This window comes from Kitasatospora sp. NPDC006697 (assembly GCF_042869935.1).
Classification (GTDB): Bacteria; Actinomycetota; Actinomycetes; order Streptomycetales; family Streptomycetaceae; genus Kitasatospora.
In genome coordinates this window covers 145,964-165,193 of record NZ_JBIAGU010000018.1, presented here as the reverse complement: position 1 = coordinate 165,193, position 19,230 = coordinate 145,964, and the positions used below count along the sequence as shown (strand labels likewise).

The following is a 19,230-nucleotide window of genomic DNA, read 5'->3' as shown; positions in this document are numbered from 1 at the left end:
GACCCGACCGAGCCGGCCCGCACAGCCCCTCAGGAAAGCCACCGCTCTTCATGAAAGGACGGCCGATCTTGTCGGTAGCAGCAGTGCGCCCTGTCCGCAGCAGGACCCGTATGTGGGGATGGATCTTCCGATGACCGTCAGCATGGCCACCCGTCCGAGCCCCGCCGCCGGGGCACCCCTGATCGCCGAGGGCAGGCCGGCGCCCGAGGCCAAGAACGGCCCCGGCACCGCCCGGATCGCCGGCGTCGGCACCGCCAACACCGAGCACTCCTACAGCCAGCGGGAACTGCTGGACATCTTCGGCATCACCGACCCCAAGGTCCGTTCGGTCTTCCTCAACAGCGCGATCGAACGCCGCTACCTCACCGTGCCGCCGCGCGACGCCCAGGGCGTCGTGCTCCCCGAGGCGCAGGGCGAACTGCTCGCCAAGCACAAGCGGCTCGCCCTGGACATGGGCGCCAGGGCGGTCCGGGCCTGCCTGGAGAACGCCGGCCTCGACCTGTCCGACATCGACTACCTGTGCTGCACCACCACCACCGGCTTCCTCACCCCCGGGCTGAGCGCCCACCTGATCCGGGAGATGGGCATCCTGCCCCGGACCAGCCGGGTGGACGTGGTCGGCATGGGGTGCAACGCCGGGCTCAACGCCCTGAACGCCACGGCCTCCTGGGCCGCGGCCAACCCCGGGAAGGTCGCGGTGATGCTCTGCGCCGAGGCCTGCTCGGCCGCCTACGTGATCGACGGGACGCTGCGCACGGCCGTCGTCAACAGCCTGTTCGGCGACGGCGCGGCCGCCATCGCCCTGGTCGCCGACGCGCCGGACACCGCCTACGCCCCGGCCGACGTGCCGGCCGGCGCCGGCAGCCCGCGGATCCTCGGCTTCGCCAGCCACCTGATCACCGACGCGATCGAGGCGATGCGCTACGACTGGGACGACGTGCAGGGCAAGTTCAGCTTCTACCTCGACCCGCAGGTGCCCTACGTGGTCGGCGCCAACGCGGAGCAGGTGGTCGACCGGCTGCTGGCCGGCGCCGGGCTGCGCCGCAGCGACATCGGCCACTGGCTGGTGCACTCCGGCGGCAAGAAGGTGATCGACGCGGTCCGGGTCAACCTCGGCCTGACCCGTCACGAGGTCCGCCACACCACCGGCGTGCTGCGCGACTACGGCAACCTGTCGAGCGGCTCCTTCCTGTTCTCCTACGAGCGGCTGCTCCAGGAGGGCGTCACCCGGGCCGGCGACTACGGCGTGCTGATGACCATGGGCCCCGGATCGACCATCGAGACCGCATTGCTGCAATGGTGACGGAGAGTCAGATGAAGAACAGTCAGACGAACAGCGGCGAACACGCCCCGGCCGAGGACCTGGTGCTGCGGGTCGACGGCCGGCGGGTGCTCTCGCCCGAGGCGATCGCGGCGGTCAACACCGTCTGCGACAGCGCCGAGGACCGCGGCGGCCGCGGCCGGGTCGTCGTCCGGGTCTCCGGGGTTCCGGAACCGGGCGCGCGCAACGAGGAGTTGACCGTCTCCCTGGTCAGCAAGTGGGAGCGGGCGGTGCGCCGGCTGGAGCGGCTGCCCGCGACCACGGTGGCGATCGCCGACGGCGACTGCGGCGGGCTGGCCCTGGAGGCGCTGCTCGCCACCGACTACCGGATCGCCACCGGCTCGGTGCGCCTGGTGGTGCCGGTCGGCGACGGCGGGACCTGGCCGGGCATGGCGCTCTACCGCCTCGCCCAGCACGGCCCCACCGCCACCGCGATCCGCCGCGCGGTGCTCTTCGGCACCCCGGTGGAGGCCGCCGACGCGCTCGAACTCCACCTGGTGGACGAGCTGGTGGAGGACCTGCCGGCCGCCCTGGCGGTGCTCCGGCAGCGGGTCGGCGCGGTCTCCGGCGCCGACCTGGCGGTCCGCCGGCAGCTGATGGTGGACGCGCCGACCACCAGCTTCGACGAGGCGCTCGGCCTCCACCTGGCCGCCTGCGACCGCCTGCTGCGGCGCGCGGCGGTCGGAGCGGCCTCGTGACCGCCGGCCTGGCGGCCGACCTGCTGGCCGTCCGGGCCGAACTGCCCGGCGCCCGGCAGGCGCTGGCCGCGGCGGCCGCGTACACCGAGGACCTGCTCGCCGTGCTGCCCGCGCCGCAGCAGCGCTCGGTGCAGCAGCGGGCCGCCGCCGCGGCGGCCATCGACGAGACCAGGACGCTGCGCGCCGCCTTCCTGGACGTGCACACCGAGGAGGTCTACCAGGAGCTCACCGCGGACCGCAGCCGCCACCTGCGGGTCGCCGAACTGGCCCGGGCGGCCGCCGAGGCCTTCCCCGGGCTCGTCCCCACCGAGGCCCAGCTGGCGGCCGAACGGCGGCTGCCGCAGGCCGGCAAGGAGGGCCACGAGATCGACCAGGGGCTCTTCCTCGGTCGGGTGCTGGCCTCGCCGACGGCGGGCGGGCACCTGCTGGACGCGATGCTCCGGCCGACCGAGCGGGCGCTCGAGCTGCTGCCGGAGTTCACCCGGACCGGCCGGCTCGACCTGGGCTCGGTCCGGCTGGAACGCTCCGCCGGGGCGGCCCGGCTGACCATGTGCCGGACCGACAGCCTGAACGCCGAGGACAACCGCCAGATCGAGGACATCGAGACCGCGGTGGACCTGGCCCTGCTCGACCCCGCGGTGGAGGTGGCGCTGCTGCGCGGCGGCGAGATGACCCACCCCCGCTACCGGGGCCGGCGGGTCTTCAGCGCCGGCATCAACCTCAAGGCCCTGCACGGCGGCGGGATCTCGCTGACCGACTTCCTGCTGCGGCGGGAGCTCGGCTACCTCCACAAGATCCAGCGCGGGCTGCTGACCGGCGACGGCCCCGGCTGGGGTCCGCGCACCGTGCAGAAGCCCTGGGTGGCGGCGGTCGACGGCTTCGCGATCGGCGGCGGCTGCCAGCTGCTGCTGGTCTTCGACCACGTGCTGGCCGCCGACGACGCCTTCCTCAGCCTGCCGGCCGCCAAGGAGGGGATCATCCCGGGCGCCTCCAACTTCCGGCTCGGCCGGGCTGCCGGGCACCGGCTGGCCCGGCAGGTGATCCTCGAGGGGCGGGAGATCCGGGCCACCGAGCCGGACGCCCGGCTGCTGGTCGACGAGGTCCACCCGAGCGGGCCCGAACTCGACCTGGCGATCGAGCGCAGCCTGGAGCGGCTGCGCGGTCCCGCGGTGGTCGCCAACCGCCGGATGCTCAATCTGGCCGACGAGTCGCTGGACGGATTCCGCCGCTACATGGCCGAGTTCGCCCTCCAGCAGGCGCTGCGGCTGTACAGCTCGGACGTCATCGAGAAGGTCGGGCGGTTCTCCGGCGCGGCGGCGAACCCCCGATGAGCGAGCCGGACCGGCCCCGGGTCCGGTACGAGAAGGAGGGCCACCTCGCCCGGGTCACCCTCGACCGGCCCGACCGGCTCAACGCGATGGACCTGCGGATGCACCGGGAGCTGGCCGAGGTCTGGGACGACGCCGAGGCGGACGACCGGGTCCGGGTCGTGGTGCTGACCGGTGCCGGGGAGCGTGCCTTCACGGTCGGGCAGGACCTGCACGAGCGGGCCCGGCTGGACCGGGAGGGGGTGCCCCGGTCCAGCTTCGGCAGCCGGGGCCAGCCCGGCTGGCCCCGGCTGACCGAGCGGTTCGCCTTCTCCAAGCCGGTGCTCGCCCGGGTCGACGGCTACGCACTGGGCGGGGGCTTCGAGCTCGCCCTGGCCTGCGACCTGATCATCGCCTCGGAGCGGGCGGTGTTCGCGCTGCCGGAGGCCGGTCTCGGGCTGGTGCCCGGGGCCGGCGGGGCCTTCCGGCTGGCCCGGCAGCTGCCGCTCAAGGCCGCGATGGGCTACCTGCTGACGGGGCGTCGGATGGACGCCGCGACCGCGTTCGGCTTCGGCCTGGTCAACCAGGTGGTGCCGCCCGCGGAGCTCGACGACTGCGTGGCGGAGTGGACCGGCGCCCTGCTGCGCAGCGCCCCGCTGGCGGTCCGGGCGATCAAGGAGGCGGTGCTGCGGTCGGTGGACATGCCGCTGCCGCAGGCCTTCGAGACGCCCTTCACGTGGGAGCAGCGGCGCCGCGGCAGCGCGGACGCCGTCGAGGGCCCGCGCGCCTTCGCGGAGCGCCGCGAGCCCCGCTGGCAGGGCGCCTGAGCACCCCGCCGGCCCCCGCCCCCACGGCGGGGGCCCGGCCCGCCCCTCCGACCGCGGCCCCGCCCCCACGGCGGGGCCGCGGCCGCATCGGGGAATCCGTTCGCCGGGCCGAGGATTGACGGTCGGTCAACACCGCGCGCGGCGGCGGATATCAGCGCTGCCGATCGGATCGTGTCCGAAGCGGGAGAGCAGCCGCCGGAGCGCTAGAGCCAGCCCTTCTGGGCCGCCTTGAGGCCGGCCTCGAAGCGGCTGGTCGCATTCAGCCGTTCCATCAGCGCGGCCATCTGGCGGCGCACGGTGCGGGCCGAGACCCCCAGCCGGTTGCCGGCCGCCTCGTCGGTCAGCCCGGTGCCGAGCAGCGCGAGCAACTCCCGGTCGAGCTGGGTGAGGCCGGTGTCGGCGTCCGGGGCGCGCTGGGCGCCCAGCGGGATCGCCGTGGACCAGGCCTGGTCGTAGACCGCGGCCAGCGCCGCGACCACCGCCGGCTCGCGGGTGCAGAGCGCGCCGAGCCCGGTGTTCTTCGGGTCGATCGGCACCACCGCCACGGTGCGGTCGAAGATCAGCATCCGCGGCGGCAGCACCGGCGCGGTGCGCACCTGCCCGCCGGCCTCGGTCATCCAGCGGGCGTAGGCCCAGGTCGCCGGGTCGTTGCGGGCGCTCTCCTGGTAGAGCGAGTAGAGCTGGACGCCGCGATCCAGCGCGCTCTGGTCGAGCGGGCGGGCGGCCTTGAGGGTGGCCTCGGAGTGGCCGCCTCCGGCCATCACCGACAGGCACTCCCCGGCCACCTCCTGGGCCAGCACCTCCAGCCGCCCCTGGATCGCGTCCAGCCCCACCAGGCGCTGGGATTCGCGGTCCTTGCCGTTCTCCTGCAGATCGGCGTACTGCGCGACGGTCTCCGCGACCCGCGCCTTGCTCGCGGCGAGCTCCTGCTGACGGCGGGCCAGTTCGGCCTCCTGCCGGCGCAGCAGCGCCGCCAGCCCGATGTCCGGGCTGACCACGCGCAACTGACCCGGCGTCTCGCGCGATTCGCGCAGCAGGGTGGATCGCACCAGTTCGTCGAGGGCGGCCCGGACCCGGTGCTCCGGGAGGCCCAACTGTTCACACAGGTCGGAGATGCCGAGCAAAGGTGCTTCCAACATCGCCTGGTAGAGGTCCTCGGCGTCCTGTCCAAGTCCCAGTGCCTGCAGCACGAGTAAACGCCCCCCACAGTTCGGGCCGGACAACCCCCGTGGCCCGGCACGCCACCCGTGATCCTCGCAAACGCCCTAGTGCGGCACAAGGGGCTGTGGGCTGAGTTTGCCTCGCCGGACCGGGATTTGGAGGCACTGTGTGCGTCGGGGATGAGGTGTTCGCGTCGAGGACGGTGCGTTGACCGACGGGTGCGCGGCCGCCCCCCGCCCGGGAGCTGTCCTACATGGGCCAGGCATATTGCGTCCAGCTCGAATGCCTATCCAGGCCCGCTCGAGGCTGGGCAGGATGTGACTCGTCAGCCCGGACCGGAACACGGAACGGGAGACGGAAATAGGGAACCGGCGATTCCGGACCGGAATTCCCGATAAACGCAGGTGGACGAGTTCCGCCGCATTTCCGCCGAGCCCCGGTGATTTCCACCGAGTTCCGCGCCAGCACTCATCGAATCGAGACGGGGACACCGCCATGCTCAGAAACGCCCGCACCCTGATGGTCGCCGGTCTCGCCGCCGCCGCGATCGCCGCCGGCGCCGCCGCCGCCCAGGCCGACACCGGCTCCGCGGCACCGGCCGCGACCAGCCCGGCCGCGACGCCCACCCCGAGCCCGAGCGCCTCCCCCTCGTCCGACTGCATCGCCTGGGAGTAGCGCCATGCGGCTCGCCCGCCTCTTACTGACCGGCCCGGACCCTGCGACCCAGCAGACCGCCGAGTTGCTCGTCGACATCCTGTGGACGCACCTCGAACCCGGGCACCACATCGAGCACATCACCGCCACCGCCACGTCCAGTGGAATCGACCTGGCCGTCTTCGTGTCCAGCGGTGTCGGGGACCCGGCCCGCCACGCCCGTTGGCTGGTCGGGGAGATCATGGGCCAACTGCCGTCACTGCACCAGTGGCGATGCGGCCCGGACTGAGCGGCCGGGGCGACGACCCTCCCGACGGCCGGCGTGACGACTGCCGTCGAGGGTGTCCGGACTCCGTTCCAAGCATTCGTTCGTGCGACATAAGGGGGAGAGAGGATGATGGATCGGCTGAATTTCGGTGTCACCGAGCCCGCCCGTGCGGTGCGGGCCGTCGAAGCGGTCGGCCCGTCGGGGCCGGCCGGAACGCAGGAGCCGGCCGCCACCGGTACCCGGGAGGTGGTGGCGGTCCCGATCGCCGCGCTGGTGCCTGCCGGGTCGGTGCGCTCGGCGGGATACGACCCGGAGCACGTCAGGGCGTTGGCGGAGGTGGACGGACCGCTGCCGCCGATCCTGGTCGACCGCCGCACCATGCGGGTGATCGACGGCGAGCACCGCCTGCTGGCCGCCCGGTCCCGCGGTGCCCGGACGATCGACGTCGAGTTCTTCGACGGCAGCAGCGAGGACGCCTTCCTGCGGGCGGTGGAGGCGAACACCGCCCACGGTCTGCCGCTGTCCCAGTCCGACCGGCGGGCCGCCGCCGAGCGGATCATCAACTCGCACCCCTACATGTCGGACCGGGCGATCGCCCGGGTCGCCGGCCTCGGCGCCAAGACGGTGGCGGCCATCCGCCGCCGGGCCGCGGACGGGCTGCCGGAACTGGCCGGGCGGATCGGCCGGGACGGCAGGGTGCGACCGTTGAACAGCGAGGCCGGCCGCCAGCGGGCCGCCGAACTGATCGCCCGCAGCCCGCACGCCTCGCTGCGCGAGGTGGCCCGGCAGGCCGGCATCTCGCCGGCCACGGTGAGCGACGTCCGGCGCAGGCTGGAGCTCTTCCAGGACCCGCTGCCGGGCCGCAGCGCCACGGCCCGCGAGGGCGAGCCCGGCGCGGAGGCGGCCAGACCGGCGGTCTCGGTGCCGGCACAGCGGCACCGGGGCGAGCGCCGGGCCCGGACGGACCACCGGGACCCGGCCCAGTTGCTGGAGAAGCTGGTGCGCGACCCCTCGCTGCGCCACAAGGAGGAGGGCAGGCAGCTGCTGCGCCTGCTGCAGCAGAACGCGATCGGCCGGCAGGGCTGGTCGGAACTGACGGAGGTGGTGCCCTCGCACTGCCGGGACCTGGTGGTGGACCTCGCCCGGCAGTACGCCGAGACCTGGCAGGGGTTCGCCCAGGAGCTGGACGAGAAGGTGCGCGCGGTCGGATACCCGGTGGCCCCACCGGAGCCCGCCGGCGCGGCCGGCTTCTGATCACGGGATCGCAGTCGGGCGGAACTGTCCGCCCAAGGCTCGGGCTGGTCGTCGCGGGGGACTGATGCAGCCGGTGGTCCCGCCCGTCGCGGTGCGGCGGGGGGAGCTTCGCCCCTTCTTCACTCCAACGGGTGACAGTGATCCATGAGTTGCCGTTGGGTCAGCTGATCCGGCAAGAAGATGACGCTCTCATCACATCCATGGGAGCGTCATCTTGTCGTCACCTACCGTTGTCCGCTCGGCCGCGCTGCTCGCCGCCGTCACCGCGCTGACCGCCCTGCCGGTGCTGCCCGCGGCGGCCGAGGGGGCCGCCGATCCGGGCGGCAGCGCCAGTGCCACCACCGCCGAACTCGCCCTGCACGTCGGGCTGCTGGACCATGCGGTGGACATACCGGTGGACGTGGCGCTGAACAAGGTGCAGTCGCCCGCCGAACTGCACGGCTCGGTGCTCACCGCCGTGGTGCAGGGCGTCGCCCAGTCCGGGCCGGTCACCCTGGTGCGGGCCGACGCGGGCAGCTCCAGCACGCACCGGGACGCGAGCGGCGCCCACGCCGCGGTGCAGCTGGTCAACGCCGGCGTGAACGCGCCCGGGCTGCCCGACCGCACGCTGATCGGGCTGGACGCGCTGGCCGCCGAGGCCGACTGCCCGGCGGACGGCGCGCCCACCGCCAGGGTCACCATGCCGGCCCGGCTCACCGTGCTCGGCCGCCCCGTCACCCTCAGCCTGACCGGCAGCACTCATGTGCCGGTGCCCGGGATCGGCACCCTGGACGTGCAGTACGCCCCGCGGACCACCACCTCCAGCACGGCCGCCGCCTCGGCGCTGGTGGTCACGGTGGCGCTCAACCCGCTCAACCTCAACGTGGCGACCGTGCAGGGCACCATCACCGTCGCCTCGGTGAGCTGCACCAAGCCCGCGGCGCCGACGGCCGCCGCGAGCGCGAGCCCGTCCGCGAGCGCCGCCCCGGTGCCCTCGGACTCCCCGTCCGCCGCGCAGCCCTCGGACGCCGCGTCGGTCGCGCAGCCCGCGGCCGCCGTCAGTGCGACCTCGAGCGCGCCCGCCGCGCCCTCCGGTATGCCGGCCGGCACCCCGTCCGGCACCCCCTCCGTAACTCCGACGAAACATCCGCGGCCCGGAACGGAGCTGGCGTTCACCGGAAGTGCCCCGGTCCTGCCGCTGGCCGGTGCGGGCGCTGCGCTGCTGGTCGCGGGCGGCGGCGTGCTGGCGCTGGCCCGCCACCGGAAAAAGCACTGATCAGCGGCCTGCGGCGGCAGGCCTGTCATGAGCACCGGCACTCTCGCAGTGTGAGGGTGCCAGTGCGGACAGTCGGTTCACACGCTGGTTACACGAGAGGAACAACCGGGAAACGGCGGCTTGCGACATTACGGGGGCACCCACCACTCAGAGTTCGCGAGGTAACCCGTGGCAATCAAGGCCGAGTACATCTGGATCGACGGCACCAAGCCGACCGCCAAGCTGCGCTCCAAGACCCGGGTCCTCAAGTCCGCGGAGAACGTGCCCACCTGGGGCTTCGACGGTTCCTCCACCAACCAGGCCGAGGGCCACGCCTCGGACCGCGTGCTGACCCCGGTCCGCACCTACCCGGACCCGATCCGCGGCGGCGACAACATCCTGGTGCTCTGCGAGGTGCACGAGATCGACGGCACCCCGCACCCGTCGAACACCCGCGCCCTGCTCCGCCCGGTCGCCGAGCAGTTCGCCGCCCAGGAGCCGATCTTCGGCATCGAGCAGGAGTACACCTTCTTCAAGGGCTCCCGCCCGCTCGGCTTCCCGGAGGGCGGCTACCCGGCCCCGCAGGGCGGCTACTACTGCGGCGTCGGCGCCGAGGAGGTCTTCGGCCGCGAGATCGTCGAGCTGCACCTGGACCGCTGCCTGGCCGCCGGCCTGGCGATCTGCGGCATCAACGCCGAGGTCATGCCCGGCCAGTGGGAGTTCCAGATCGGCCCGGTGGACCCGCTGCAGGTCTCCGACGACCTGTGGGTCGGCCGCTACCTGCTCTACCGCACCGCCGAGGAGTTCGGCATCGACGCCACCCTGGACGCCAAGCCGGCGCGCGGTGACTGGAACGGCGCGGGTGCCCACACCAACTTCTCCACCAAGGCGATGCGCGAGGGCTACGACGCGATCATCACCGCCTGCGAGTCGCTGGGCGAGTCGCAGGAGAAGGTCATGGAGCACGTCAACCAGTACGGTGACGACATCCAGTCCCGCCTCACCGGCAAGCACGAGACCGCCCCGTGGAACGTCTACTCCTACGGTGTCTCGGACCGCGGCGCCTCGGTCCGCATCCCGTGGCAGGTCGAGGTGGAGCGCAAGGGCTACATCGAGGACCGCCGCCCGAACGCCAACATCGACCCGTACGTGGTGACCCGCCTGCTGGTCAACACCTGCTGCTCCGCCCTGGAGAAGGCCGGCCAGGTCTGATCCCCCCGGTGCCGAACGGAAGGGCCTGACCCCGCATCAGCGGGGTCAGGCCCTTCCGTCGTTCCGTCAGGCCGCGACCGCGACGGCGGTGGCCGTCGCCGCCGTCCGCTGCCGCAGCCGGGCGCCGACCAGCAGCGCCACCACGGCCCCGGCCAGGCCGACCGCCAGCGCGCTCCACCAGAGCGCCGGCGCGCCGAGCTCCGCGTAGACCGCCGAGCCGAGCACCAGGGAGCCGAACCGGGCCAGGCCCCGGGTCCAGCCCCAGGCGCCCTGGTAGCGGCCCGCCGCGCCCTCCGGCGCCAGGTCCGCCACCATCGTCCCGGCCAGGCCGGCCGCGCAGACCTCGCCCAGGCTCCACACCACCACCGTCACCACGAAGCCCGTGGTGCTGTCCGCCATCCCGGTCAGCGCCACCCCGGCCGTGACCAGCACCGCGGCGAAGGCCATCAGCCGGCCCCGGTCGAACCGGGTCAGCAGCACGTTGGCGACCGGCTGCAGCGCCACCACCAGCACCGCGTTCACCGCTGCCGCCAGGCCGAAGACGGTCGGCGGCAGGCCGTGGTCGCGGATCGCCAGCGGCAGGCTGAACTCGGTCAGCGAGTACACCGCCTCGCCGGTCAGCACCGGCACCAGCAGCGCCAGCAGCAGCCGGTCGCGCAGCACCAGGCCGTAGCCGCCGCCGTCGCCCGCCGTCCGGCCCCGCCCGGCGCGGGCCCGCTTGGGCAGCAGGGTGGCGGCCAGCACGGCGTAGGCCAGGCAGGTCGCGGCGTCCAGCGCGAAGAGCAGCCCGTAGCCGTGCTCGGCCAGGAAGCCGCCGATCGCGCCGGCCACCGCCGTGCCGACGTTGATCGACCAGTGCAGCAGTCCGAACGCCACCTGGCGCCGCTCGCCCTGCGCCGAGCCCGCCACCACCGCGGCCGCGCCCGGCAGGTGCAGGGTGCTGCCGGTGCCCAGCGCCAGGGTGGCCAGCGCGAGGGTGGCCGGGCTCGGCGCGGCGAAGAGCAGGCCCTGGGAGGCGGCCGTGGCGAGCATCGCGCCGATCATCGCGGGCCGGGCGCCGAACCGGTCGGTCACCAGCCCGCCGAGCACCGGGCCGAGCAGGCAGCCCAGCCCCAGCGCGCCCAGCACCCAGGGGATCCGGTCGGCGGGCACGTGCCGGGCGCCGAGGAAGAAGACCAGGAACGGCAGCACCATGTTGCCCAGCCGGTTCACCGCCGTGCCGACCACCACCACCCAGAGCGGGCGGCCGAACCCGCTGAAGCGGGCCCGGATCCCACCGGTGGCGGGCGTCGGCTCCGGGGCGTCGGTGCTGGTGGTGCGGGACACGGTGGAGGACATGGCAGGAAGCCTGTGCTCCGCACTACGGTGGGACCAATTCATTCGCGCTCAGCCGAATCCACCCGGGGGGACACGTGCTGGAACTGGCCTTCACCACCCGTGACCTGGCCCACACCAGGCTGGCCTACTCGCCGCTCTGGGAGGTGGTGACGAGCCGTCGGGTGCTCGGCCGCCGCTCGCCCGGGGCGCTGCACCGGCGCTGGGTGGAGCAGGCCCGGCCCCGGCTGGCCGCCGCCGGGCTGGGCACGGGGCTGCTCGCCGATCTGGTCCCGCCCTACGGCTACCTGCCCGACTTCCTCAACCCGCCGCCCGGCAGGGTCGCGCCCAGCGCGGGCGCGGCGGCCGCGCTGGAGGCCGAGCTGGCCGTGGTGGCCCGGACCGAGCCCGGCCGGGTCCGCGCGGACCTGGAGCTGATGACGAGCTGGACGCCCGAGGTGGCCGCCCTGCACCGGGACCCGGCCGCGGTGCTGCCGGAGCTGGTGGACCAGGTGCGGCGGTACTGGGAGGTGGCGCTGGCGCCGCACTGGAGCCGGCTGCGCACCGTGCTGGAGAGCGATGTGCTGCACCAGTCGCGCCGGTTCGCGGCGGCCGGATCGGCGGCGGTGCTGCAGGAGCTGCACCCGAGCGTGGAGTGGTGCACCGACCGGCTGACGCTGCCCGCGATCACCTGCGGGCCGAGCGAGGGCCTGGCCGGGCGCGGGCTGCTGCTGGTGCCCTCGGCCTTCGTCGGCCCGGCGCACACCATGGTGATCAACCGGCCCGGCGAGGTGGTGCAGCTCTGCTACCCGAGCCGCGGCGTCGGCCTGCTCTGGGAGCAGCAGCCGACCCGGGTGCCGGAGGCGGTGGCCGCGGTGCTGGGGCGCTCCCGGGCGCTGCTGCTGGCGGAGCTGGCCGTGCCCGCCTCCACCACCGAGCTGTCCCGGCGCACCGGCATGTCGGCGGCCGGGGTGTCGCAGCACCTGACGGCGCTGCGCGCGGCCGGGATCGTCGCCTCGCACCGGTCCGGGCGCTCGGTGCTCTACCAGCGCACCGATCTGGCGGACTCGCTGCTGGCGGCGGCGAGCTGACCGCTCAGTCGAACGGGCGGTCCAGCACGCGTTCCAGGGCCGCCGCGAAGGCGTCGGTGGTCTCCGGGGCGCGGACGGCGACCCGCAGCCAGTTCGGGCCCAGCCCCGGGAAGGTGTCGCCGCGGCGGACCGCGAACCCGGCGGCCCGCAGCCGGGTGCGGACCTCGGCGGCGTGCGGCAGCTCCAGCAGCAGGAAGGAGGCGGCCGGCTCGCCGTGCACCCGCACCCGCGGGAACCGGGCCAGCCGCTCCAGCAGGTAGCCGCGGTGCGCCACCAGCTCCGCCGCGGCCGCCTCCGCCTCGGCCAGCGCCCGCTCGCCGCTGCAGAGTTCGGCGGCCCGAAGGGCCGGGGTGGAGACCGGCCAGAGCGGCTGGGCGGCGGCCAGCTCGGCGATCAGCGGGGCGGGCGCCAGCACGTAGCCGATCCGCAGGCCCGCCAGGCCCCAGGTCTTGGTCAGGCTGCGCAGCACGACCAGGCTGCCGGGCAGGCCGGTGCGCCCGGCCAGCGACTCGCGCTCGCCCGGCACGGTGTCCATGAACGCCTCGTCCACCACCAGGGTCCGCCCCGGCCGGGCCAGCGCGGCCAGCACCCCGGCGGGGTGCAGCACGGAGGTCGGGTTGGTCGGGTTGCCGACCACCACCAGGTCGGCCTCCTCCGGCACGGCGCCTGGCGTCAGCCGGAAGCCGTCCCGCGGGCTCAGCAGCGCCCGGTGCACCTCGACGCCCGCGTCCCGCAGCGCCGCCTCGGGCTCGGTGAACTGCGGGTGCACCACCACGGCGTGGGACGGCCGCAGGGTGCGGGCGAGCAGCACGAAGGCCTCGGCGGCGCCGGAGGTGAGCAGCACCTCGCCGAGCGGGCGGCCGTGCCGGGCGGCGACGGCGGTGCGGGCGGCCGTCTGCTCGGGGTAGGCGGCCAGGCCGCCCAGGGTGTCGGCGAGCGCGGAGCGCAGCCAGCCGGGCGGGGTGCCGGTGCGGACGTTGACCGCCAGGTCCACCAGCCCGGGGTCGCGCACCTCGGCGTCGCCGTGGTGGCGCAGGTCGTGGGCGTGCACCGGGGCGGTCAGCGCCCGGCCGGCCGCGGGCAGGGTGGCGACGGCCACCGTCGAATGGGCCGACTTCCGCTTGCCGACCAGCAGTTCACCGCCGCCGAGTAGGGCGGCCGCCTCCGCGACGCTCGGGGTGCCGAGTGCCGCCTGCACCTCGCCGGAGGGGTGGGGCACGGGGACGGCGGCCAGCTCGGTGGCCGGGTGGCCGACCAGCGGGACGCCCAGCTGGTGGGCGGTGCGCAGCAGGCCGGGCTCGGCGGCGCGGGCCTCGACGGTGGCGAGCAGCCGCACCCGGGCGGCGGGCAGCCGCGCCTCGGCGAGGGCCGCCGTGATGAGCTGCAGCACTTCGTCCTCGGCCACCCCGCTGCTGGCTCCGACTCCGACGACGACGCCGGCCGCGTTCTCGCTGGTCACCTGTGCTCGTACTCCCTCCGCGCGCCCGGAAATCCCACCACGGTGCGTGAAGGGGCGTCAATCGGACCGGGGCGGGTGTGGGGGCGGTCACCCCAGCAGCAGCACCCTGCGGTACCAGGGGCGGGGGAGCTTCGGGAGGCGGGCGGCGAAGAAGGCGGCCACCCGGGCGGCGTCGTGCTCCGGGAAGGCCTGCTTGGGCAGGAAGGAGACCGCCCGGTTGGTCTGGTGCAAGTACCAGAAGCCGCCGTGCTCGCTGACCTCGCGGTAGAGGCTCCAGCCGACCTTGGCGGTGGTGGCGTTGGTCTCCAGCTGGTAGCAGCCGTCGGTGAGCCGGACCGTCCACGGGTTGGCGATCAGCGGCGCGCTGCGCCGGGTGCCCAGCCGGACCACGCCCAGCTCGCCGAAGACCAGCAGGACCAGGCCGGTGCCCAGCGGGGTCCAGCCGTCGTGGCCGCCGGTGGCCGTGACGATCCCGCCGACCAGCGCGATCAGCACGGCGAGCACCCGCATCCGGCGCAGCACGGGCAGGTTGCGCAGCGCGCTGCGGAACTCACGCGGGGTCAGCTGGAAGGTGGCGGTCACGTCCACGGCAGGCGGGCCTTTCGGGAGGGCTGGTGGGGTGAGCGTAGTCTGCGCTCGGCACACCGACATCAACAGGGGAGTGGTGAACCATGCGTCACATCGTCGTCACCGGTGGCGGCACCGGCATCGGCCGGGCCATCGCGGCGGCCTTCGCGGAGCGCGGCGACCAGGTGGTGATCACCGGCCGGCGCAAGGAGGTGCTGGACCGCGCGGTGGCCGAACTGGGCGCCGACGTGCGCGCCGTGGCCTTCGACGGTGCCGACCCCGCGCAGGTCGAGGCGGCGCTGCCCGAGCTCCCGGAGCGGATCGACGTGCTGGTCAACAACGCCGGCGGCAACCGCGACCGCACCTCGCCGTCCGCCCCGGAGGCCGGCCTGGCCGGGGTCGCCGCCGCCTGGCAGGCCAACCTGGACGCCAACGTCCTCACCGCCGTGCTGCTCACCACCGCGCTGCGCGACCGGCTCAACCCGGGCGGCCGGGTGATCAACTTCAGCTCGATCGCGGCCCACCGCGGCGGCTCCGGCTCCTACGGCGCCGCCAAGGCCGCCGTGGAGAACTGGAACCTGACGCTGGCCCAGGAGGTCGGCCCCGAGGGCATCACGGCCAATGTGATCGCCCCCGGCTACATCAGCGAGACCGAGTTCTTCGGCCCCGAGGGCATCTCCCCGGAGCGGCTTGCCTGGAACGTCGGCCAGACCGTCAACAAGCGCCACGGCGTGCCGGCCGACATCGTGGCCACCACGCTCTTCCTGGCCTCCCCGGAGGCCGGGCACCTCACCGCCCAGGTCTTCCACCTGGACGGCGGCACCATCGCGGGCCGCTGACGGAGCGTCAGTGCACGGCGGCGGAGCGGACGAACCGCTCCGCCAGCTGCGGCGCGCCCGCCCAGTGCAGGTGCAGGTAGCTGGCGTGCACATTGGCCGTGGTGAACCCCTCGGTGACCGGCGAGCCGTCGGGGGCCCGCCAGCCCCAGGCCGGCGCCGCGGAGGCGCCGGGGGTGCAGGCGGTGCGGTGGAACTCGTGGCCGCGCAGCCGGGTGCCGGCGGCCGCCAGCGCGTTGTCGTGCAGGGCCACCGCCTCCCGGTAGCCCAGGGTCAGCCGTTCGGTCATCCGGGCCGTGACGGGCAGCACCCCGCACATCGGGTGGCCGTCCAACTCCTGGCCGAGGTACAGCAGTCCGGCGCACTCCGCGGCGATCGGCGCTCCGGCGGCGGCCAGTTCGGCGATCGCTTTGCGCAACTGCCCGTTCGCGCTGAGCTGTTCGCCGTACACCTCGGGGAAGCCACCGCCGATCACCAGAGCTGACGAACCGTCAGGCAGGGCGGCGTCGTGCAGCGGGTCGAAGGGCAGCACCTCGGCGCCCGCGGCGGCGAGCAGTTCGGCGTTCTCCGCGTAGCTGAAGGAGAAGGCCGGGCCGGCCGCCAGCGCGATCCGCGGCGCCGGGCCGGCCGGCCGGGCCACCTCGGCGGCCGGGTCCCAGGCCTCGGCGGTCAGCGGCGGGGCGGACCGGGCCAGCGCCAGCACCGCGTCCAGGTCGACCGAGGCGGCGACCAGCTCGCCCATGTCCCGGACCGCCCGCAGGGCCTCGGCCGAGCGCTCCACCACCGGCACCAGGCCCAGGTGGCGGGAGGGCGTGGCCACCGCCGCCGAGCGGCGCAGCGCGCCCAGCACCGGCACGCCCGCGCCCTCCTCCAGCGCCTCGCGCAGCAGCTGCTCGTGCCGGTCGGAGGCCACCCGGTTGAGGATCACCCCGGCCAGCCGCACCTGCGGATCCCAGCTGGCGAAGCCGTGCACCAGCGCGGCCACCGAGCGGGACTGCGAGGAGCCGTCCACCACCAGCACCACCGGCGCCCGCAGCAGCTTGGCGACCTGCGCGGTGGAGGCCAGCTCGCCCCGCCCGGAGGCCCCGTCGAACATCCCCATGACGCCCTCGACCACCGCCAGGTCGGCCCCCGCCGCGCCGTGCCGCAGCAGCGGCTCGATCCGCTCCGGGCCGCACAGGAAGGCGTCCAGGTTGCGGCCGGGCCGGCCGGTGGCCAGCGCGTGGTAGCCCGGATCGATGTAGTCCGGGCCCACCTTGTGCGGGGAGACGGCCAGGCCGCGCGCGGTCAGCGCGGCCATCAGGCCGGTGGCGACGGTGGTCTTGCCAGCCCCCGAGGAGGGGGCGGCGATGACGATCCGGGGGAGGGCGGTCACCATTCGATCCCGCGCTGGCCCTTGCGGCCGGTGTCCATGGGGTGCTTCACCTTGGTCATCTCGGTGACCAGGTCGGCCAGTTCGAGCAGCGGCGCGGCCGCGTCCCGGCCGGTGACCACCACGTGCTGGCTGCCCGGGCGGTCCCGCAGCACCTCGACCACCTCGGCCACGTCCACCCAGCCCCACTTCATCGGGTAGGTGAACTCGTCCAGCACGTACAGCCGGTAGGTCTCGGCGGCGAGGTCGCGCTTGACCTGCTCCCAGCCCTCCTTGGCCGCCTCCTCGCTGGATTCCGCCATCTCGGCGGAGCGCTGGACCCAGGACCAGCCCTCGCCCATCTTGTGCCAGGTGACGCTGCCGCCCTGGCCGGAGGCGCCCAGCACCTTCAGCGCGTTCTCCTCGCCGACCTTCCACTTGGCCGACTTGACGAACTGGAACACCCCGATCGACCAGCCCTGGTTCCAGGCCCGCAGCGCCATCCCGAAGGCGGCGGTGGACTTGCCCTTGCCCGGGCCGGTGTGCACGGCGGTGATCGGCTGGTTGCGGCGCTGACGGGTGGTCAGGCCGTCGTTGGGAACGACCTCGGGCTGTCCCTGCGGCACGGGGATCACGCTGCCTTTCGCTGGGTGGAGGGTCGGTGGGCGTGCACCAGGGCGGCCACGCCCTCGGCGCGCAGCTCGTCCAGGGTGACGGCGGCGGCGTTCAACTGCCCGGCCAGGGTGCGGGCCAGGCCGAGCCGGACCGGGCCGGACTCGCAGTCCAGCACCACGGCGGCGGTGCCCTGGGCGGCCAGCAGCCCGGCCGCCCGGCCGGCCTCGGCCAGCGCGGAGCGCCCGCCGGTGGCCCGGCCGTCGGTCACCACCACCAGCAGCGGCCGGCGCAGCGGATCGCGCACCCGCTCCAGCCGCAGCACCTCGTGCGCCCGCAGCAGGCCGGCCGCCAGCGGGGTGCGGCCGCCGGTGGGCAGCAGCTCCAGCCGGGCCGCGCCGACCTCCACCGAGGAGGTGGGCGGCAGCGCCAGCTCGGCGCCGGAGCCGCGGAAGGTGACCATGCCGATCTTGTCCCGCCGCTGGTAGGCGTCCATCAGCAGGGAGAGCACCGCGCCCTTGACCGCGGTCATCCGCTGCCGGGCCGCCATCGAGCCGGAGGCGTCCACCACGAAGAGCACCAGGTTGGACTCGCGGCCCTTGCGGACCTGTTCGCGGAAGTCGTCGGTCCGCAGGCGCAGCGCCCGGCCGGTGCGGCCGCGGGCGAGCTGGTGCGGGGCGGCGGCGCGCAGGGTGGCGGACAGGTGCAGCCGGGTCAGGGCGCCCTGCGGGCGGCAGGCGCGGATGGTGTGGCCGCCGTCGGTCTCGGCGGGGGAGCGGCGGCCGCGGGCGCCGTGGCCGGTGCCCGGGACCTTGAAGAGCCGGGTGCGGTAGGGCTCGCCCGCGGCCACGGGGGCGGACTCCCGCGAGGGGCCCGGGGCGGGGAGCTGCGGGGCGGCGGGCGCCTCGGGGGCGTCGGGGGCGTCGGGTGACGGGGCGTCGGGTGACGGGGCTTCGGCCGACGGGGTCTCGGGCGCGGGGGCGCCGCCGCCGTCCGGACCGCCGCCGTCCCCGGGGCCGTCGCCGTCGCCGTCGGGGTCGGTGGGCTCCGGGTCGGTGGGCTCCTCCGGCTCGCTGTGCTCGCCGAGCGTGCGGTCCAGCTGCTCCTCGTCCAGCCCCGGCGCGTCGAACGGGTTGCGGCGGCGCCGGTGCGGCAGGGCCAGCCGGGCCGCCTGGCGGACGTCCTCCTCCAGCACCGCCGTACGCCCGTCCCAGGCCGCCAGCGCCACCGCCGTGCGGGCCATCACAATGTCCGCGCGCAGCCCGTCCACCTCGAAGGCCGCGCAGACCGCGGTGATCTGGCGCAGCGCCGGATCGCCCAGCACCACGGCGGGCAGCAGCTCGCGGGCCCGGACGATCCGCTCGGCCAGCGCCCGCTCGTCCGCCAGGTAGCCGGCCGCGAAGCCCGCCGGATCGGCGTCGTAGGCCAGCCGGCGGCGCACCACCTCGGCCCGCTCGGCCGGGTCCCGGGTGGCCGCGATCTCCACCGTCAGCCCGAACCGGTCCAGCAGCTGCGGCCGCAGCTCGCCCTCCTCCGGGTTCATCGTGCCGACCAGCAGGAACCGGGCCGCGTGCCGGACCGAGACGCCCTCGCGCTCCACGTAGGAGCGGCCCATCGCGGCCGCGTCCAGCAGCAGGTCCACCACGTGGTCCTGGAGCAGGTTGACCTCGTCGATGTAGAGCACGCCGCGGTGCGCCTGGGCCAGCAGCCCCGGCTCGTACGCCTTCACGCCCTGGGCCAGCGCCTGCTCCAGGTCGAGCGAGCCGACGATCCGGTCCTCGGTGACGCCCACCGGCAGCTCGACCAGCCGGGCCGGCCGCTCCTGCCCGCCGGCGGTGTGCGGGGCGTCCGGGCACTGCGGGTCCGGGGCGGCCGGGTCGCAGGCGAACCGGCAGTCCGCGGCCACCGCGATGGACGGCAGCAGTCCGGCCAGCGCGCGCACCATGGTGGACTTCGCGGTGCCCTTCTCCCCGCGCACCAGCACGCCGCCGACGGCCGGCGAGACCGCGTTCAGCAGCAGCGCCAGCCGCAGGTCGGCCATCCCGACCACCGCGGTGAACGGGT

General features: G+C 75.0%; 18 protein-coding genes. 11 read left to right on the top strand and 7 right to left on the bottom strand.

Annotation, left to right across the window (positions count from 1 at the left end; all coding sequences use genetic code 11):
* Positions 1-130 precede the first annotated feature (130 nt).
* Genes dpgA through dpgD form a run of 4 tightly spaced genes read left to right on the top strand, consistent with a single transcriptional unit; the run spans position 131 to position 4,153 of the window.
* Positions 131-1,303, top strand: a complete 1,173-nt coding sequence (gene dpgA / locus ACFYNO_RS24620) for a 3,5-dihydroxyphenylacetyl-CoA synthase DpgA (RefSeq protein WP_388016322.1) — start codon at positions 131-133, stop codon at positions 1,301-1,303.
* Between the two features lie 11 nt (positions 1,304-1,314).
* Complete coding sequence (gene dpgB, locus ACFYNO_RS24615; RefSeq protein WP_388016319.1) at positions 1,315-2,019, top strand: enoyl-CoA-hydratase DpgB; 705 nt, start codon at positions 1,315-1,317, stop codon at positions 2,017-2,019.
* The gene (dpgC, locus tag ACFYNO_RS24610) at positions 2,016-3,350 is read left to right on the top strand and encodes a (3,5-dihydroxyphenyl)acetyl-CoA 1,2-dioxygenase DpgC (RefSeq protein WP_388016316.1); all 1,335 of its coding nucleotides are present in this window, start codon (positions 2,016-2,018) and stop codon (positions 3,348-3,350) included. Before dpgB ends, dpgC begins: the two co-directional genes overlap by 4 nt.
* Entirely contained in the window at positions 3,347-4,153 is an 807-nt protein-coding gene (gene dpgD, locus ACFYNO_RS24605; protein WP_388016313.1) for an enoyl-CoA-hydratase DpgD, read from the top strand. The genes dpgC and dpgD overlap by 4 nt, the downstream gene beginning before the upstream one ends.
* 203 nt (positions 4,154-4,356) lie before the next feature.
* On the opposite strand, the gene ACFYNO_RS24600 is transcribed toward dpgD, so the two are convergent.
* Complete coding sequence (locus ACFYNO_RS24600) at positions 4,357-5,343, bottom strand: LuxR C-terminal-related transcriptional regulator (protein WP_388016310.1); 987 nt, start codon at positions 5,341-5,343, stop codon at positions 4,357-4,359.
* A 466-nt stretch (positions 5,344-5,809) separates the two neighbouring features.
* Between ACFYNO_RS24600 and ACFYNO_RS24595 the strand changes: the two genes are divergently transcribed.
* The 5 genes from ACFYNO_RS24595 to glnII all read left to right on the top strand — a co-directional run bounded on the left by ACFYNO_RS24595 (position 5,810) and on the right by glnII (position 9,936).
* Entirely contained in the window at positions 5,810-5,989 is a 180-nt protein-coding gene (locus tag ACFYNO_RS24595; protein WP_388016307.1) for a hypothetical protein, read from the top strand.
* A 4-nt stretch (positions 5,990-5,993) separates the two neighbouring features.
* Positions 5,994-6,257, top strand: a complete 264-nt coding sequence (locus ACFYNO_RS24590) for a hypothetical protein (RefSeq protein ID WP_388016304.1) — start codon at positions 5,994-5,996, stop codon at positions 6,255-6,257.
* 105 nt (positions 6,258-6,362) lie between these two features.
* The gene (locus ACFYNO_RS24585) at positions 6,363-7,490 is read left to right on the top strand and encodes a ParB N-terminal domain-containing protein (RefSeq protein ID WP_388016301.1); all 1,128 of its coding nucleotides are present in this window, start codon (positions 6,363-6,365) and stop codon (positions 7,488-7,490) included.
* A 214-nt stretch (positions 7,491-7,704) separates the two neighbouring features.
* A complete protein-coding gene (locus ACFYNO_RS24580; protein ID WP_388016298.1) occupies positions 7,705-8,745 on the top strand; it encodes a hypothetical protein in 1,041 nt (346 codons plus the stop codon).
* A gap of 168 nt (positions 8,746-8,913) precedes the next feature.
* Entirely contained in the window at positions 8,914-9,936 is a 1,023-nt protein-coding gene (glnII, locus tag ACFYNO_RS24575) for a glutamine synthetase (protein WP_388016295.1), read from the top strand.
* Positions 9,937-10,002: 66 nt separating this feature from the next.
* Here glnII and ACFYNO_RS24570 read toward each other — a convergent pair whose 3' ends face one another.
* Positions 10,003-11,274 (bottom strand): MFS transporter, encoded by a 1,272-nt coding sequence (locus tag ACFYNO_RS24570; RefSeq protein WP_388016292.1) that lies wholly within the window; start codon positions 11,272-11,274, stop codon positions 10,003-10,005.
* A gap of 74 nt (positions 11,275-11,348) precedes the next feature.
* On the opposite strand from ACFYNO_RS24570, the gene ACFYNO_RS24565 reads away from it, so the two are divergent.
* Positions 11,349-12,341, top strand: coding sequence for a DUF5937 family protein (locus ACFYNO_RS24565; protein WP_388016289.1), 993 nt, complete (start codon positions 11,349-11,351; stop codon positions 12,339-12,341).
* 4 nt (positions 12,342-12,345) lie between these two features.
* Here the strand turns inward: ACFYNO_RS24565 and cobC are convergent, their stop codons facing one another.
* Both cobC and ACFYNO_RS24555 read right to left on the bottom strand, forming a co-directional pair.
* Complete coding sequence (gene cobC, locus ACFYNO_RS24560; protein WP_388016286.1) at positions 12,346-13,800, bottom strand: Rv2231c family pyridoxal phosphate-dependent protein CobC; 1,455 nt, start codon at positions 13,798-13,800, stop codon at positions 12,346-12,348.
* Positions 13,801-13,887: 87 nt separating this feature from the next.
* Positions 13,888-14,388 (bottom strand): YcxB family protein, encoded by a 501-nt coding sequence (locus tag ACFYNO_RS24555; RefSeq protein WP_388016283.1) that lies wholly within the window; start codon positions 14,386-14,388, stop codon positions 13,888-13,890.
* A gap of 83 nt (positions 14,389-14,471) precedes the next feature.
* Between ACFYNO_RS24555 and ACFYNO_RS24550 the strand changes: the two genes are divergently transcribed.
* Complete coding sequence (locus ACFYNO_RS24550; protein WP_388016280.1) at positions 14,472-15,206, top strand: SDR family NAD(P)-dependent oxidoreductase; 735 nt, start codon at positions 14,472-14,474, stop codon at positions 15,204-15,206.
* Positions 15,207-15,213: 7 nt separating this feature from the next.
* Here ACFYNO_RS24550 and ACFYNO_RS24545 read toward each other — a convergent pair whose 3' ends face one another.
* Genes ACFYNO_RS24545 through ACFYNO_RS24535 form a run of 3 tightly spaced genes read right to left on the bottom strand, consistent with a single transcriptional unit; the run spans position 15,214 to position 19,207 of the window.
* Positions 15,214-16,581, bottom strand: a complete 1,368-nt coding sequence (locus ACFYNO_RS24545) for a cobyrinate a,c-diamide synthase (protein WP_388016277.1) — start codon at positions 16,579-16,581, stop codon at positions 15,214-15,216.
* Positions 16,575-17,180: a cob(I)yrinic acid a,c-diamide adenosyltransferase gene (gene cobO, locus ACFYNO_RS24540; RefSeq protein ID WP_388016274.1), complete on the bottom strand. Its 606-nt coding sequence runs from the start codon at positions 17,178-17,180 to the stop codon at positions 16,575-16,577. Before cobO ends, ACFYNO_RS24545 begins: the two co-directional genes overlap by 7 nt.
* Positions 17,181-17,185: 5 nt before the next feature.
* Positions 17,186-19,207: a putative cobaltochelatase gene (locus tag ACFYNO_RS24535; protein ID WP_388016373.1), complete on the bottom strand. Its 2,022-nt coding sequence runs from the start codon at positions 19,205-19,207 to the stop codon at positions 17,186-17,188.
* Positions 19,208-19,230 lie beyond the last annotated feature (23 nt).

Bases quoted from the DNA above. Each gene is read 5' to 3' on its own strand.
- dpgA (WP_388016322.1), top strand. From the start codon at position 131: ATGACCGTCAGCATGGCCACCCGTCCGAGCCCCGCCGCCGGGGCACCC.
- dpgB (WP_388016319.1), top strand. From the start codon at position 1,315: ATGAAGAACAGTCAGACGAACAGCGGCGAACACGCCCCGGCCGAGGAC.
- dpgD (WP_388016313.1), top strand. From the start codon at position 3,347: ATGAGCGAGCCGGACCGGCCCCGGGTCCGGTACGAGAAGGAGGGCCAC.
- ACFYNO_RS24595 (WP_388016307.1), top strand. From the start codon at position 5,810: ATGCTCAGAAACGCCCGCACCCTGATGGTCGCCGGTCTCGCCGCCGCC.
- ACFYNO_RS24590 (WP_388016304.1), top strand. From the start codon at position 5,994: ATGCGGCTCGCCCGCCTCTTACTGACCGGCCCGGACCCTGCGACCCAG.
- ACFYNO_RS24585 (WP_388016301.1), top strand. From the start codon at position 6,363: ATGATGGATCGGCTGAATTTCGGTGTCACCGAGCCCGCCCGTGCGGTG.
- ACFYNO_RS24570 (WP_388016292.1), bottom strand. From the start codon at position 11,274: ATGTCCTCCACCGTGTCCCGCACCACCAGCACCGACGCCCCGGAGCCG.
- ACFYNO_RS24550 (WP_388016280.1), top strand. From the start codon at position 14,472: ATGCGTCACATCGTCGTCACCGGTGGCGGCACCGGCATCGGCCGGGCC.
- ACFYNO_RS24545 (WP_388016277.1), bottom strand. From the start codon at position 16,581: ATGGTGACCGCCCTCCCCCGGATCGTCATCGCCGCCCCCTCCTCGGGG.
- ACFYNO_RS24535 (WP_388016373.1), bottom strand. From the start codon at position 19,207: ATGGCCGACCTGCGGCTGGCGCTGCTGCTGAACGCGGTCTCGCCGGCC.